The organism is Sphingomonas sp. PP-CE-3G-477 (assembly GCF_003050745.1).
Lineage (GTDB): Bacteria > Pseudomonadota > Alphaproteobacteria > Sphingomonadales > Sphingomonadaceae > Sphingomonas.
Genome location: NZ_QAOF01000002.1, coordinates 268,696 through 283,517 on the forward strand (window position 1 = coordinate 268,696; position 14,822 = coordinate 283,517).

Annotated in this window: 15 protein-coding genes and 1 riboswitch; of the genes, 4 read left to right on the forward strand and 11 right to left on the reverse strand. The window is 67.3% G+C overall.

Annotated features, from left to right (window positions below; all coding sequences use genetic code 11):
* The first annotated feature begins 20 nt into the window (after positions 1-20).
* The 3 genes from C8J45_RS06600 to C8J45_RS06610 are packed head-to-tail and all read left to right on the forward strand — an operon-like array spanning position 21 to position 3,386.
* Entirely contained in the window at positions 21-995 is a 975-nt protein-coding gene (locus C8J45_RS06600; RefSeq protein ID WP_107962476.1) for a threonine-phosphate decarboxylase, read from the forward strand.
* Entirely contained in the window at positions 988-1,926 is a 939-nt protein-coding gene (cbiB, locus tag C8J45_RS06605) for an adenosylcobinamide-phosphate synthase CbiB (RefSeq protein ID WP_107962477.1), read from the forward strand. The genes C8J45_RS06600 and cbiB overlap by 8 nt, the downstream gene beginning before the upstream one ends.
* Positions 1,914-3,386: a cobyric acid synthase gene (locus C8J45_RS06610; protein ID WP_107962478.1), complete on the forward strand. Its 1,473-nt coding sequence runs from the start codon at positions 1,914-1,916 to the stop codon at positions 3,384-3,386. The genes cbiB and C8J45_RS06610 overlap by 13 nt, the downstream gene beginning before the upstream one ends.
* On the opposite strand, the gene cobS is transcribed toward C8J45_RS06610, so the two are convergent.
* From cobS to cobO, 5 genes are all read right to left on the reverse strand, one after another.
* The gene (gene cobS, locus C8J45_RS06615) at positions 3,348-4,079 is read right to left on the reverse strand and encodes an adenosylcobinamide-GDP ribazoletransferase (protein ID WP_107962479.1); all 732 of its coding nucleotides are present in this window, start codon (positions 4,077-4,079) and stop codon (positions 3,348-3,350) included. The two genes, C8J45_RS06610 and cobS, sit on opposite strands and share 39 nt — an antisense overlap.
* Positions 4,076-4,633, reverse strand: coding sequence for a histidine phosphatase family protein (locus C8J45_RS06620; protein WP_107962630.1), 558 nt, complete (start codon positions 4,631-4,633; stop codon positions 4,076-4,078). Before C8J45_RS06620 ends, cobS begins: the two co-directional genes overlap by 4 nt.
* A gap of 11 nt (positions 4,634-4,644) precedes the next feature.
* Complete coding sequence (cobT, locus tag C8J45_RS06625; RefSeq protein ID WP_107962480.1) at positions 4,645-5,658, reverse strand: nicotinate-nucleotide--dimethylbenzimidazole phosphoribosyltransferase; 1,014 nt, start codon at positions 5,656-5,658, stop codon at positions 4,645-4,647.
* On the reverse strand, positions 5,655-6,062 hold the full coding sequence (locus C8J45_RS06630) for a DUF1636 domain-containing protein (RefSeq protein ID WP_107962631.1): 408 nt from the start codon (positions 6,060-6,062) through the stop codon (positions 5,655-5,657). The genes cobT and C8J45_RS06630 overlap by 4 nt, the downstream gene beginning before the upstream one ends.
* Positions 6,063-6,232: 170 nt before the next feature.
* Positions 6,233-6,427: riboswitch (cobalamin riboswitch) on the reverse strand.
* A 191-nt stretch (positions 6,428-6,618) separates the two neighbouring features.
* Positions 6,619-7,218, reverse strand: coding sequence for a cob(I)yrinic acid a,c-diamide adenosyltransferase (cobO, locus tag C8J45_RS06635; RefSeq protein WP_107962481.1), 600 nt, complete (start codon positions 7,216-7,218; stop codon positions 6,619-6,621).
* A gap of 60 nt (positions 7,219-7,278) precedes the next feature.
* Here cobO and C8J45_RS06640 point away from each other — a divergent pair, with 60 nt between their 5' ends.
* Positions 7,279-8,895: an NAD(P)/FAD-dependent oxidoreductase gene (locus tag C8J45_RS06640; protein WP_107962482.1), complete on the forward strand. Its 1,617-nt coding sequence runs from the start codon at positions 7,279-7,281 to the stop codon at positions 8,893-8,895.
* A gap of 363 nt (positions 8,896-9,258) precedes the next feature.
* Here C8J45_RS06640 and C8J45_RS06645 read toward each other — a convergent pair whose 3' ends face one another.
* The 6 genes from C8J45_RS06645 to C8J45_RS06670 all read right to left on the reverse strand — a co-directional run bounded on the left by C8J45_RS06645 (position 9,259) and on the right by C8J45_RS06670 (position 14,819).
* A complete protein-coding gene (locus C8J45_RS06645) occupies positions 9,259-9,948 on the reverse strand; it encodes a peptidylprolyl isomerase (protein WP_107962483.1) in 690 nt (229 codons plus the stop codon).
* A gap of 366 nt (positions 9,949-10,314) precedes the next feature.
* The gene (locus C8J45_RS06650; RefSeq protein WP_107962484.1) at positions 10,315-10,620 is read right to left on the reverse strand and encodes a UBP-type zinc finger domain-containing protein; all 306 of its coding nucleotides are present in this window, start codon (positions 10,618-10,620) and stop codon (positions 10,315-10,317) included.
* Complete coding sequence (locus tag C8J45_RS06655) at positions 10,617-12,275, reverse strand: FAD-dependent oxidoreductase (RefSeq protein WP_107962485.1); 1,659 nt, start codon at positions 12,273-12,275, stop codon at positions 10,617-10,619. Before C8J45_RS06655 ends, C8J45_RS06650 begins: the two co-directional genes overlap by 4 nt.
* Complete coding sequence (locus tag C8J45_RS06660; RefSeq protein WP_181321143.1) at positions 12,272-13,654, reverse strand: FAD-containing oxidoreductase; 1,383 nt, start codon at positions 13,652-13,654, stop codon at positions 12,272-12,274. The genes C8J45_RS06655 and C8J45_RS06660 overlap by 4 nt, the downstream gene beginning before the upstream one ends.
* Positions 13,651-14,130 (reverse strand): DUF4126 domain-containing protein, encoded by a 480-nt coding sequence (locus C8J45_RS06665; RefSeq protein WP_107962487.1) that lies wholly within the window; start codon positions 14,128-14,130, stop codon positions 13,651-13,653. The genes C8J45_RS06660 and C8J45_RS06665 overlap by 4 nt, the downstream gene beginning before the upstream one ends.
* Before the next feature lie 170 nt (positions 14,131-14,300).
* Entirely contained in the window at positions 14,301-14,819 is a 519-nt protein-coding gene (locus C8J45_RS06670) for a RidA family protein (RefSeq protein ID WP_107962488.1), read from the reverse strand.
* Positions 14,820-14,822 lie beyond the last annotated feature (3 nt).

The following is a 14,822-nucleotide window of genomic DNA, read 5'->3' on the forward strand; positions in this document are numbered from 1 at the left end:
CCGATCGAGTGAAAGACCCTATGAACGCGCTGCGCATCCACGGCGGACGGATCGATATCGCCGCCGCTCTCTATCCCGACGCGCCGCGCCCCTGGCTCGACCTGTCGACCGGGATCAATCCGTGCGCCTGGACCGTCGCCCCCCTGCCCGCGGTCGATCTTCATAGCCTGCCCTCGCCCGCCGACCTGCAGACGCTGGAAGCGACCGCTGCCGCACTGTTCGGCACGAGCGCAGACCGCGTCGTTGCGTTGCCCGGCAGCGAGGTTGGTTTGCGGCTGCTGTCCCAGCTGGACCTGCCCACGCCCGTCCGGTTCGTCACGCCGAGCTACGCCACGCATGCCGATGCCATCCCCGGCGCGACGCCGATCTCCCGCGCCGGAATCGATACGATCGACGATGGTACGCTGTTGCTGGCCAACCCCAACAATCCGGACGGCCTGCTCGACGCGCCCGATCGGCTGGTGGCAGTTGCGCGCAAGGGCGTTTGGCTGGTGGTAGACGAAGCCTTTGCGGACGTTGCGCCGGATACGAGCATCGTTCCCCTGCTTTCGCGCGACGATCGCGCCATCGTGTTCCGGTCTTTCGGTAAGTTCTTCGGCCTGCCGGGCATCAGGTTGGGGTTCATGATCGCGCCACCGTTGCAGGCGGCCCAGATGCACCGGCAGTTGGGAAGCTGGCCGGTATCCGCGCATGCCGTCGCCTATGGTATCGCCGCGTACCGCGACACCGACTGGATCGCGCAGGCCCGCAGGTCGATCCTGGACCGTGCTGCGCGGCTCGATGCCTTGCTGTCCGATCACGGTCTACGGGCCAGCGGTGGTTGCGCGCTGTTTCGCCTGATCGACACCGACGATGCAGAGGCGCTGTTCGTGCGGCTCGCACGCGCAGGCATCCTCACGCGAACCTTCGACCATTCGCCGCGCTGGCTCCGGATGGGCGTGCCGGGGGACGAAGCAGCGTTCGAGCGGCTGGGCCGAGCGCTTTCGCATGGCTGAACCCGTCGCAGCGCTTGCGATCATCGTCGACATTGCAATCGGCTGGCCTGCGGCGCTCTATGCCAAGGTCGGACACCCGGTCGGCGGGTTCGCACGGTTGATCGGCTGGGCCGAAACGCGCTGGAACCGTCCCGTTTCATCAAGTGCGACCCGCCGTGCTGCCGGCGTCCTGACGATCGCGTTGGTCATCACAGTGGCGGCAGGTGGCGCGTGGCTGGCCGCCGAGCTTGCCCGGATCGCGTTCGGCCACGCCGCATGGATAGCCATCGGCCTGATGGCCGCCCCCGGCCTCGCGATCCGTAGCCTCCACGACCACGTCGTGCCGATCGCCCGCGCCTTGCAAGGTGGCGATCTCGAAACGGCGCGCGCGCGCGTCGCAATGATCGTCGGACGGGACGTCGCGACGCTCGACGAAGCCGGCGTCGCCCGCGCTGCAATCGAGAGCCTCGCTGAGAGCGTCTGCGATGGCGTGGTCGCACCGCTGTTTTGGCTGTTGGTCGCCGGCCTGCCCGGACTCTGGGCATACAAAGCGATCAATACCGCCGACAGCCTGATCGGGCACCGCGAAGAGCGCTGGCGTGCGTTCGGTTGGGCGGCGGCACGCACCGACGATATCGCCAATCTGATCCCTGCGCGGATCAGCGGCGCGCTGCTCTGCATCGCCGGCGGTGGCGGCTGGCGAACGATGCTGCGGGACGCCGGGAAGCATGCCTCGCCCAATGCCGGCTGGCCCGAGGCAGCGATGGCCGGCGCGCTCGATCTGCGCCTGGCTGGGCCGATCGCCTATGATGGCCTCGTCGCCGACAAGCCCTATATCGGCGACGGCCGCGTCGACGTATCGGTGGCGGACCTCACCGACGCGCTCGCCATCTATCGCCGAGCCTGTATCCTTCTCCTCGTTATCGCCGGAGCGATCGCATGGCTGCTCTGATGCTGCAGGGAACCGGCTCGGACGTCGGCAAGTCGGTACTGGTCGCGGGACTCTGTCGTGCGTTCGCCAATCGCGGGCTGTCCGTCCGCCCGTTCAAGCCGCAGAACATGTCGAACAACGCGGCCGTCACCCTCGATGGCGGCGAGATCGGCCGGGCGCAGGCGACCCAGGCGATCGCCTGCCGGGTCGAGCCCAGCGTCGACATGAACCCGGTCCTGCTCAAGCCGCAGGGCGACCGCACCTCACAACTGATCGTCCGCGGGCAGGTCCGGGGCACGCTTGCCGCCGCACGCTGGCGCGAGGGGCGCGCCGGGTTGCTGGTCGACGTCCTCGACAGCTTCGAACGCCTGTCGGCAAGCTGCGACCTGGTCGTCGTCGAGGGCGCGGGCAGCCCCGCCGAGATCAACCTGCGCGACGGCGATATCGCCAATATGGGTTTCGCGCGCGCCGCCGACGTCCCCGTCATCCTGGTCGGCGACATCGATCGCGGCGGCGTGATCGCGTCGCTGGTCGGTACGCGCGCGGTGATCGATCCAGCCGACGCGGCGATGATCCACGGCTTCCTCATCAACAAGTTCCGCGGCGATCCTGCGCTCTTCGACGATGGCTACCGCGCGATCGAGGCACGCAGCGGGTGGCGCGGCTACGGCGTCGTGCCGTGGCTCGCCGACGCCGGCCGGTTGCCGAGCGAGGATGCAGTAATCCTCGAACGGCCCAGTGCGTCAGCCGCACGCCGGGTGACGGTCGCCTGCCCGATCACGCCGCGGATCGCCAATTTCGACGATCTCGATCCGCTCCGGCTCGAACCCGGCGTATCGCTGGTGATGATACCGCCCGGCACCGCGATCCCCGATGTCGACATGATCATCCTCGCCGGATCGAAGGCGACGATCCCCGATCTCGCCTTCGTGCGGGCGCAAGGCTGGGACATCGACATCCGCGCGCATCATCGACGCGGCAAGCCCGTGCTCGGGCTCTGCGGCGGCTATCAGATGCTCGGACGCAGCATCGCCGACCCGCACGGGATCGAGGGCCCGGCTAGCACCGTCGATGGGCTCGGATTACTCGACATCGACACGATCCTGACCGCGACGAAGACGCTCGAACGCGTCGAGGGCATCGCGGGCGGTGCACGGTTCGCAGGCTATGAGATGCACATGGGCGAAACCCACGGCACCGGCTTGGCCCAGCCCGTTGGCCATCGCGCGGACGGCAGTCCGGAAGGTGCGATCAGCGCGGACGGTCTCATCGCCGGCAGCTACGTCCACGGCCTGCTGGCGCTCGCCGAGCAGCGCGCGGTCTGGCTCGCGCGGATCGGCGTCGATGCGGTCGGGCCCGATCATGGCGCCTCGGTCGACGCGGCGCTCGACGCGATCGCGGCAACGCTCGAACGCCACCTCGATCTCGACGCGATGCTGGCGCTAGCGCAACGTGCCGGTCATGACGCCACCAACGGCTAGCGCGAGCAGCACCCCGGTCTCGACGATCTCGATCCCGGCACCATAGGCATCGCCGGTCACGCCGCCGAGCGTCCGCCGCAACCACGCCGCGACGCCGAGCAACAGGAACGGAACGATCACCAGCGCCGGAGCCATCACCGCCGCCAACGCCAGCACTAGTCCCCAGCCAATGAGGTCCTGCCGCCGCACCGCACCCGCGATCGCCGCCCCCAGGCCGCCCGCCCGGATCGGCGGCAACATCCTGGCCCAGGCGAGCGGCCCCATTCGCGCCGCACACGGCACGAGGATGACGACCCACCAGCCTGCCATCCCGACCGCATGCAGCAGCACCAGCTTGGCGATCATCTGGCTGACGATCGCGACGACGCCGAAGCTGCCGATATGCGGATCCGCCATCACGGCGAGCAACCGCGTCCGATCGCCGTGCGCCGCGCCCAAGCCATCGGCAAGGTCCGCGAGCCCATCGAGATGCAGTGCGCCGGTGATCGCGACCCACGTCAGCAGCGCGGCGCAGGCGCCCGTCCACGGATCGATCAGCGCGCCAAGCCATCCGGCCACCGCGACCAGCACGCCGACCGCCAACCCGACGATCGGATAGAAGCGTATCGCCTCGGCAAAACCGCTCGGCCCGACGGTCACGCGCGGCATCGGCAGGCGCGTCAGGAAACCGAACGCAATGATCAGCCGCCTCATGTCGCGAGCCCGACGATCTGGACGGTCCGCTCGTCTCCAGGCCAGACTCGCAGCGACACGAGCGACGCATAGGGCAGGTCGAACGCCCAGAGCTGCCGCCGATTGAACCCGCACAAATCCGCGAGCGCCGCCCGGATCGCGCCGCCATGCGTAACGATTAGCGTCGCCGTCGGGGGCACATCGGCCAGCGCATCGTGCACGCGGCCTTGGAGCGCAGACCAGCGTTCCCCGCCCGGTGGAGGCGCCACGTCCGGATCGTCATAAAACTGCGCCAACGCCGTTGGATCGACCTCCGCGGGCTCCAGTCCATCCCACGCCCCGAAATCGAGCTCGCGCCACCGCGGGTCGACATCGAACTCGATCGTCCGAGAGGCAGCGATCGCCCGCGCACAGTCGCCAGTCCGGGCGAGGTCCGACGTCACGATGCGGGCGACGTCGAGCGTCGCCGCCCGTGCCAGACAGGCGGCAATGCCCTGAACCGTCACCGATGCGTCGGTCCGTCCGAGCAGCAGCCCTTCTCGTGTCGGAGCGCCATGCCGCATCAGGTACAGCATGTGCGAGCCGGTCACGCGACCGAGACCCCCGCCTCGGCAAAGGTCGCCATCTCGTCATGCGCCGCCAGCGCCGCGCGAACGAGCAAGGTCGCAGTCGCCGCGCCGCTTCCCTCGCCGAGCCGCATGCCCAGCGACAACAGGGGATCGAGACCCAATGCCCGCAACAGGCGCGCATGACCCGGCTCGGCCGACACGTGGCCGGCAAGACAATGCGCGAGGATATCCGGGCACGCAGCAGCGATCGGCGCGACCGCGGCACAGCATATGAAGCCGTCGAGCATGACGGGTACGCCAGCGAGGCGCGCCGCGAGGACCGCGCCAGCGATCGCCGCAAGTTCACGACCGCCAAGCCTGCGTAGCGTCTCGAACGGGGTGGTCAGTGCGTCCCGGTGCAGCGCCAGCCCGGCCTCCACGGTCGCGATCTTGCGGGCCATGCCGTCGTCGTCGACTCCGGTGCCGGGCCCGACCCAGTCGCGTGCCGATCCATCGAAGCTGGCGAGGCACAGCGCGGCGGCCGAGGTCGAGTTGCCGATCCCCATTTCGCCGAGCACGATCAGGTCGGGCGCATCCGCAACGACGGCGGCGCCCGCGTTGATCGCGGCGAGACATTCCTCCTCCGACATCGCCGGGGCGACGGTGAAATCGATCGTCGGCCGATCGAGGTCGAGCGGGACGACTCTGAGGTCGAGCCCCGCCGCGCGCGACAGCGCGTTGATCGCCGCGCCGCCATGTTCGAAATTGGCCACCATCTGCGCCGTGACGGAGGCCGGAAACGCACTGACGCCGCGATCGACGATGCCGTGATTACCCGCAATGATCACCACCCGGCCGCGATCGAGCCGCGGGCTTTCGTGGCCCTGCCAGCCGGCCATGAAGACGGCAATCTCTTCCAACCGCCCGAGCGAACCCGGCGGTTTGGTGAGTTGCCCCTGACGCGCCACCGCCGCGGATCGAGCGGCTTCGTCCGGCTGCGGCAACGCGCGCAAGGATGATAGAAATGCCCCGGCCGTCGGAAAAAAGGTCATTCCACGACGAACCCGGCGGGCGGCGTGCGCGTGATGAAGTGGCCCTTCACCCCCTGCGGCCATTGCTTGAACGGCACCTGCCCGAACGCGCTCTCGCCGTAGAGCCGCGCGTAATCGAGGATCGCACGCGCGGCGTCTTCGGTCGGCTCGAACCTGCCGAGCACATAGCCAACCTTGGCGGGCGCGCGGAGGTGGATCGTGCAGAAATCCTGGCACGCGAACAGGCACGGCATCTCCTGCACCGCGACGTCGGCATAAGCCGGATCGCTCGCCTGCACCGCCTTCAGCGCGCTGACCAGCCGCGCGCCGCCGCGCTGGCCATGCTCGTCGTCGCGCGCATCGGTGGAATGGCGGCACGTATTGCACGCGACCACCGAGACGCCGTCTTCGACCGGCTTCAGCATGTCCATCCCCGGACGATCTCAAAATGATGTGAACTTGGCATAGAAAACCCTTCGGACAGTCGATCCCGCACCACGCGAAGGGCGAAGGCGCACGCCTCCAGCCTCCGCGCGACGCGAAGCGATGTCGTCGCTCGGGGTGTTACCCGTCCGTTCGGCGCACCCTGGCCGGACGAAAGACGACCGCGACGGGCAGGTCTCCTGGCTCGCGGGTCAACGCCGTCCGCGCCGCCTTCTCGGGAACATCCCAATGGCATGAGGCACGATGGCTCGCCGCGTACAGTTGCAGGGGCAGCCGGGTGTTTCCCGTTCCCATTTTCATCCCCCTCCGCGCGAGCATCGGGGGAACCTGTCGCGGGGGCAGCGATAGGCGGGAGGAAGACACGGCGCAAGACACGGCTACGTCGGTTAGAAGTCCGCCAGCCGTCCCCACGCCCTCCCGTCATCCTGACGAAAGTCAGGACCCAAGGTAACGGGCGGTGGCCTTCGTGGCTCTGGATCCTGACTTTCGTCAGGATGACGGACGGCGGTTTCATTGGGTCGTAGAGTACGAAGCCGCCTAGAACTCCACACCCGCCTGCGCCTTGACCCCCGACCGGAACGGATGCTTCACCTGCGTCATCTCGGTTACCAGATCCGCCACCTCGATCAGCGCATCCGGCGCGTTCCGCCCGGTCACCACGACATGCGTCATCTCGGGCTTCTCGGCCAACACGGCCAGCACCTCGTCGACCGGCAGATACTCATACCGCAAAACGATGTTCAGCTCGTCCGCGACCACCATCGCGTACGACGGATCCGCAACCATCCGCTTCACCTCATCCCAAGCCTCGCGCGCCACCGCGATATCGCGCGCGCGGTCCTGCGTGTCCCAGGTGAAGCCCTCCCCCATCGGCTTGAACTCGCACAGCTCCGGGAACGCATCGAAGATCGCCTTCTCGCCGGTCGCCATCGCACCCTTGACGAACTGCACCACGCCGACTTTGCGCCCATGCCCGATCATCCGCACCGCCATACCGAACGCGGCGGTCGACTTGCCCTTGCCCTTGCCGGTGTGGACGATGACCAGCCCCTTCTCGATCGTCTTGCTCGCGACGATCTTATCATGGACCTCCTTGCGCCTGGCGCTCTTGGCATTCTGCTCGTCGTCGGTCCGCATCACAAAGTCCTCTCGTCCTCCCGATGGCGGATCGCGCCGCGCGGCGCTAGAGCGACCGACATGCTCCGCATCACCGACCTCAAGCTGCCGCTCAACCACGCCGACGAAGCGCTCCCCGCCGCGATCCGCGATCGCCTGCGCGTCACCCCACGCGACCTGATCCGTTACACCGTGGCGCGTCGCGCGCACGATGCCCGCGACAAGATGGACATCCAGCTCGTCTATTCGGTCGACGTCACGCTGAAGAACGAGGACACCGTCCTCACGCGTTTCCGCAAGGATCGCCACGTCCAGCGCACCCCCGACACGGGATATCGCTTCGTCACCAAGGGCGGCGCGAGCTATACCGGCCCCCGACCGGTCGTGGTCGGCGCAGGCCCGTGCGGGCTGTTCGCGGGCCTGATCCTAGCCCAAATGGGCTTCCGGCCGATCATCCTAGACCGCGGGAAACTCGTCCGCGAGCGTACCAAGGACACTTGGGGTCTGTGGCGCAAGAGCGTGCTCAACCCCGAGTCCAACGTCCAGTTCGGCGAGGGCGGCGCCGGCACCTTCTCCGACGGCAAGCTTTGGAGCCAGATCAAGGACCCGCGCCACTTAGGCCGCAAAGTCCTGACCGAGTTCGTGAAAGCCGGCGCGCCACCCGAAATCCTCACCGAAGCACACCCGCACATAGGCACCTTCCGCCTCGTCACGATGGTCGAGAGCATGCGCGAGACGATCGAGGCGCTCGGCGGCGAATATCGCTTCTCGACGCGCGTCGACGGTCTCGACATCCTCGAAGAGGCAGGCATCCGCCAGCTACGCGGCCTCCATCTGAGCACCGGCGACTATCTCGAAGCCAACCACGTCGTCTTCGCCGTCGGCCACAGCGCGCGCGACACGTTCGAGATGCTCCATGCCAAGGGCGTGCATGTCGAGGCGAAACCCTTCTCGATCGGCGTCCGGATCGAACATCCGCAATCCTGGATCGACGAAGCCCGGTTCGGGCCGTGCGCAGGCCATCCCGATCTCGGCGCGGCAGCGTACAGCCTATCGCATCACTGCAAGAACGGGCGGACCGTCTACAGCTTCTGCATGTGCCCGGGCGGCACCGTCGTCGCCGCGACCTCCGAAGAGGGCCGCGTCGCGACCAACGGCATGAGCCAATATTCGCGCAACGAACGCAACGCGAACTCGGGGATCGTCATCGGCATCGACCCCGAGCGTGACTATCCCGGCCACCCGCTCGCCGGGATCGAACTCCAGCGCCACTGGGAATCGCGCGCGTATGTCGCCGGCGGCTCAAACTACAAGGCGCCCGCGCAACGTATCGGCGATCTGCTCGCGGGCCGCGCGTCAACCGCGCTCGGATCGGTAATCCCGTCGTACAAGCCGGGCGTCCACATGACCGACCTGTCGGAGTGCCTGCCGGAGTTCGCGATCACTGCGCTGCGCGAGGCGTTGCCGGCGTTCGGGCGTGAGATCCCCGGTTACGATCATCCCGACGCGGTGCTCACAGGGGTCGAGACGCGCACCTCCTCGCCGGTCAGAATCACGCGGGGCGATGACTTCGTCAGCCTTAATACGGCGGGGCTTTTTCCGGCCGGCGAAGGTGCTGGCTATGCGGGGGGCATTCTTTCCGCCGCGGTCGATGGCATCAAGGTCGCGGAAGCGGTTGCGTTGAGCCTCACTGCCTAAGCCGTTTCGTTCCCCCGCAAAGGCGGGGGTCCAGGAGCCAAGAATACCTGCGTTCGTTACCCTGGGCTCCCGCCTTCGCGGGAGAGCAGAGGGTTGTGACAACTAATTCAGGGGTCTGCGGGGACCAGTTTCCACAATACCACCCCGGCGGAGGCCGGGGCCCAGTTGGGGGACGCTACTGACCTAAAGGCAAACTGCCATCATTTTGAGCTTTCCAATTGGACCCCGGCTTTCGCCGGGGTGGTGCAAAACTCGATGGCGACTACCTTTGCGCCATAAGCGTATGAGGGAAACGCCACTACCCTGACCAAACTGACAAACGTTCGAAGCAACATTAGTCGATGTGCAGCCCCCTCCAGCCCCTCACCTCCGCCGTTGCGGCCCAGTTTCGATCAACCACGCCCGCGGCAGCCCGGTCGGCTTCGCCACCCCGTCCAGACGCCGCGCACTCACAAGCGCGACCCGCTTCAAGATCATCTGGTCCCTGAACGCATCCATCCCGCCGCCGGTCGGCTTTGCGAGGATGCGCTTCACCACGTCCATGCCCGCGACGACATGCCCGAACGCCGCGTACCCCGGATAGCCTGCGCGTGCGTCCATCGCCGGCGCCGGCCCGACCGTGATGAAGAAATTTCCGCCAGCCGACGCCGGGGTCATCCCGCGCGCCATCGAGATCGTCGCGTCGAGATGCTTGATACCCGTCATCGCGGTAGTCTCGAGCGGAAACGGCGGCAGGATACGCCGCGCATCGGTGCGGATGCCCGCCTGGATGAAGCCGAGCTTCGGCGCGGACTTCTGGCGGCTCGCGCGGTAGAAATCGGTGCCGTCGAACCGCCCGTCATCGACATAGGCGAGGAAATTAGCGGTCGTCTTCGGTGCGTGGCGGGCGTCGAGCGCCAGCAGGATCGGCCCCTCGGAGGTGACGATGCGGACGCGGACAAGGCCGGGCTTCGGTCCCGGTTCATCACGCTGAACCTGCCGCCTTGCCGGCTGCGCCGTTCCCGCGGACGCCAAGGCCGCAATAGCTACGAAGCCGATCATCAAACGCCGCATTTCGATCACTCACGCCTTTACCGATTGGCGGCGGCTACCTGTCCGCCTGCGGAGAGGCAAGCGTGGAGGGGTGTCTAGTGACGTGGAGTAGACCGGTGTACCAACGTCAGTTTTGCACCGCTCAGCATGCACCAGCGAGCGCTTCGGCCTAGTTCCATTCTTCCGAGTAGGGACCTCCCCGGCGGAGGCCGGGGCCCAGTTGGGGAACGTCGGTGATGTAGGTTTGCGCTTTGTCACTCAGGCCATGCCAACTGGGCCCCGGCCTTCGCCGGGGTGATGTACCTGTGGGCAGTTCGTCCTGAACTTTCTTGCTTGCAGGGTAGCTCGTAGTGCCGAATCCACCGCTACGACCACACTCCCGTCCCCTCAAACATAGCGCGGGATCGGCCCGACTTGCGGCGTCTGGTCCGGCAGGTCCACCATCGTTTCGTCCACGAAGCACCAGCCCCAGCCCTCTGGCGGGTCGTACCCCTCGATGATCGGATGCCGCGTCGCGTGGAAGTGTGCGGTCGCGTGGCGGTGCGGCGAATCGTCGCAACAGCCGACGTGACCGCATTCCCGGCACAGCCGCAGATGCACCCATTCGCTGCCGATCCGGAGGCACTCCTCGCAGCCCTTCGCACTCGGCGTTACGTCGCGGATCGTATCCATGTGCGTGCAGCCGTAGCTCATTCCGCGTGCCTTTCCGCCATGTCGGCCAAAACCGTGTGGATCTGGGCGACCACCGCCGCGCCTTCGCCGACCGCCGCCGCGACGCGCTTGGTCGAGCCGGCGCGCACGTCGCCGATCGCGAACACGCCCGCGCGGCTCGTCTGTAACGGCAACGCGGCGGCACCGGTGACGATGAACCCCTTCTCGTCGGTGTCGACACAGCCCTTTAGCCAACCCGCATTGGGGTCCGCGCCGATGAACAGGAACAGGTGTCGCATCGCGCACCGCGTCTCCGCGCCATTGCTGCGTTGGCGGAAGATCGCTGCCGTCAGTCCAGTCGCGCGCTCGCCCTCCAGCCCGACGATCTCGGTGCCGACGCGGATCGTCACGTTGAGCAGCCCGGCGATCCGGTCGATCAGATATTTCGACATCGTCGCGGCCAGCGGGCGGCGCACGATCAGGTGCAGGTGTTTCACGCGCGGCGCGAGGAACACCACCGCCTGCCCGGCCGAGTTGCCGCCACCGACCAGCGCGACCTCCTCACCCTCGCACAACCGCGCCTCGATCGGCGACGCCCAATAGGACACGCCCGCGCCCTCGAACTCCGCTAGATCCGGGATGTCCGGGCGCCGATAGCGCGCGCCCGACGCTACGATAACGGTCCGCGACTGGACGCGTCGATCGCCGGGCAGTTCGAGCGCAAGCGGGTCGCCCGCGGGCCGATCCTCGTCGCAATCGAGATGTTCGACGGTCAACGGGATCGCGATCTCCGCGCCGAACTTCAGCGCCTGGTTGAATGCACGCCCGGCCAGCGCCTGCCCCGAAATACCGGTCGGGAAGCCCAGGTAGTTCTCGATCCGCGCCGACGCGCCCGCCTGTCCGCCGATCGCACGCTCGTCGAGCACGATCACCGACAGCCCCTCGGACGCTGCATACACCGCCGCCGCCAGCCCCGCCGGCCCCGCGCCGACGATCGCGACGTCGTACACGGTGTCGGGATCGAGCTCTGGCGTGATCCCGAGGCACGCCGCGACCTCGATATCCGACGGCCGTTTCAGCACCGTACCGTTCGGACAAACGACCAGTGGCAGATCGCTCGATGCAACACCGGTCCGCTCGACCAGTGCACGCCCCTCGTCGTCCGATGCCGCATCGAGGACGATGTTCGGATAGCCCGATCGCGTGAGAAACCCCTGTAGCCGGACGACGTCCGGACTGTCCGGCAGGCCGACGATCACCGTCCCCCCGCTGCCCTGCTCGATCAGGCCGACGCGGCGCAGGATCAACGCGCGCATCACGATCTCGCCGACGTCCGCCGACCCGACCATCAGCGCGCGCAGATGCTCCGGATCGAACGGCAGCGCGGTACAACCGGCGGGGCCAGCGGTGCCGCCCGCGATCGTCGGCCGTCCGGCAAGCTGGTTGACCTCGCCCGTCAACTGCCCCGGGCCGTGCGTGGTGATCGGCGCCTCGTGGCTGAGCCCGTCGCGACGGACGACGTCGATCGTTCCTTCGAGCACCAGCCAAGCCGCGACGCCTTGCTCGCCGATCACGTAGACCTGCTCGCCCGCAGCAAACACGCGCGCCGGACCGCTTGCAAAGCGCTTTGCCGTCTGAAGCTGTTCCGCGTTGAGCACCGGGAACATCTGGTGGTCGCGCGCGCCGAGATCGCTCATGTCTGCACCATAGGTTCGAGCCCGAGCAGCAGCGTCGGGATCAATTCGGACACGGTCGGGTGGATCGGCACCGCCCAGCGCAGCGCGGACACCGGTTGGTCGGCGTTCATCATGTCGAGGATCCCGTGGATCGCCTCGTCGCCGCCGGTGCCGAGGATCGCCGCTCCCAATATCCGCTGTGTTTCCACATCTGCCACGATCTTCATGAACCCCTTGGTCTCGCCCTTTTCGACGGCGCGCCCGACGCGGGTCATCGGCCGCTTCGAGACCAGGATCGGCCGCCCCGTCTTCTCCGCCTCCGCCTGCGTCATCCCCACGCGGCCAAGCGGCGGATCGGTATAGAGCGCGTAGCCGACCAGCCGCTGGCTCAGCGTCCGATCGTCATGATCGAGCAGGTTCGCCGCGACGATCTCGAAATCGTTATACGCGGTATGCGTGAACGCGCCGCGCCCGTTGCAATCGCCCAGCGCCCATACGCCCGGCACGTTGGTCTGCAGCATGTCGTCAACGGTGACATAACCCTTCTCGTCCGTTGCGATCCCGGCGAGATCGAGCCCGAGGTCGTCGGTATTGGGGCGCCGGCCGACCGCGAGCAGCACGTGGCTGCCGATCACCTTCGGATCGCCGGCCTGGCGATCGACCGATACCGCGACGCCGTCCGCATGGCGCGCGAACGCGATGCAGTTCGCGCCCGTCCGCACCGTGATCCCCTCGTCTTCCAATATGCCCCGCACGGCGTCTGACACGTCGGAATCCTCGTGCGCGATCAGCCGTTCGCCGCGCTCCACCACCGTCACCGCGGCGCCGAACCGACGATACATCTGCGCGAACTCAAGCCCGACATAGCTTCCGCCGACGACGACAAGATGCGCGGGGATCTGTTCCAGCGCGACGATGTCGGTATTGTCGAGATGCGGCACGTCGTCGACACCGGGCATATCCGGCACGCTCGCACGGCCACCGACGTTGAGGAAGATGCGCGGCGCAGTGATCTCCTCACCGTTTATGGCGATCGTTCGCGGTCCGGTGAAGCGGGCATGGCCGCGCAGGAAGGTGAGGCCCGCCATGCCCTCCAGCCAGCGCTCGTTGCCCGATCGTGCGTCCATCACGACCTTGCGCGCGCGCGCCGCGACGGCGGGCATGTCGACCGTGACGGCGCAGGTCGCGATCCCGAAATCCGCCGCGCGTCGTGCCAGGTGCGCGGCATAGGCGCTCGCCACCAGCGTCTTGGTCGGCATGCAGCCGGTGTTGACGCAGGTCCCGCCGACCAGCTTCCGTTCGATCAGCGCGACCGCCATGCCCGCGGCGGTAAGGCGGCCTGCCAGCGGCGGTCCGGCCTGCCCGGCGCCGACGATGATCGCGTCGAAATTCCGCATCAGATCGACAGCACCACCAGCACCGCCAGCAGGATCGCAATCGCATCCTCGATCAGCGCGGCCGGTCGGTCGTTACCGAACGCCGTCGCCAGTCGCGCGCGAAGCGCCGCGCCGCCATAGATCCCGACGACCGCCCCGACGATGCCGAGAACGATCCCCTGCAAGGGCGTGCCGATGCCGTATCCAATCGCAGCGCCCGACAGGCCGCCCGTGAGCAGGCGCGCGGCGAACTGCGGTGGCACCTTGCGGCTTGGCGTCGAAGGCAGCTGATCGGTGACGAGTTCGGTGGCCGCCAACAGCGTGAAGATCCACGGCGTGAACCGGTAGCCGAGGAACGCGAGCCACGTCCCCTGCAACGGCAGCGCCCCCTTGCTCGCAGCCCAGGCTACTGCGGCGGGCGCCAGCATCGCGCGCAACCCCGCGACGATACCGATGACGAAGGCTAGGATCAGTCCATTGACGAGCGGGGGGACGAGCATGGCGGTCTCCGATCCGGTGTGTCCAACATCGTCCCACGCACCGCCCCGAGCGTCAATTCGTTACGCACCCGATCTGGCCTCGATCCCGTCGCACATCATCTTTAGCTAATCATTTGACCAGACCAAGCACCTGATATCGAAAGCGAACACGATGTCGCCTTCGCCCGAATTTATTTCGCCGCCGTTGCCTCGATCTCGACCAGGAACGCCGGCCCCGCCAACGCTGCGACCTGAACGGTCGATCGCGCAACGGTGTTCGGGTTTTCCGCCGTCCCGAAATACATCTTGAACGCGTCGTTCATGCCGGCAAAGTCCATCTTGCCACCGAGCTTCGGATCGCCCGCGACGAACACGGTCAGCTTGATGATATCGCTCATCGCATAGCCCTGCGCGGCCAGGATCGTCTTGATCTTGGTGAACACGCTGATCGTCTGCGTCTTGGTATCGCCGAAATCTGCGATCGTCAGCTGCGCGGGCGGCGTCTTGTTTGCGGGATCGATCGGAGCCGCCAGTTGCCCGCTGAGATACAGCATCTTAGCCCCCGCCGGTACCGTCACGCCCTGAAGGATCAGCCCCGGTGGCGTATTGGTATGACGGACGATGCCGGATTTGGGGGCCTGCGCACCGGCAACCGACGCGCCTGCCAGCGCCGCGAACAGGGCAAGCGATCGAACAAAGATCTTCGTCATGGA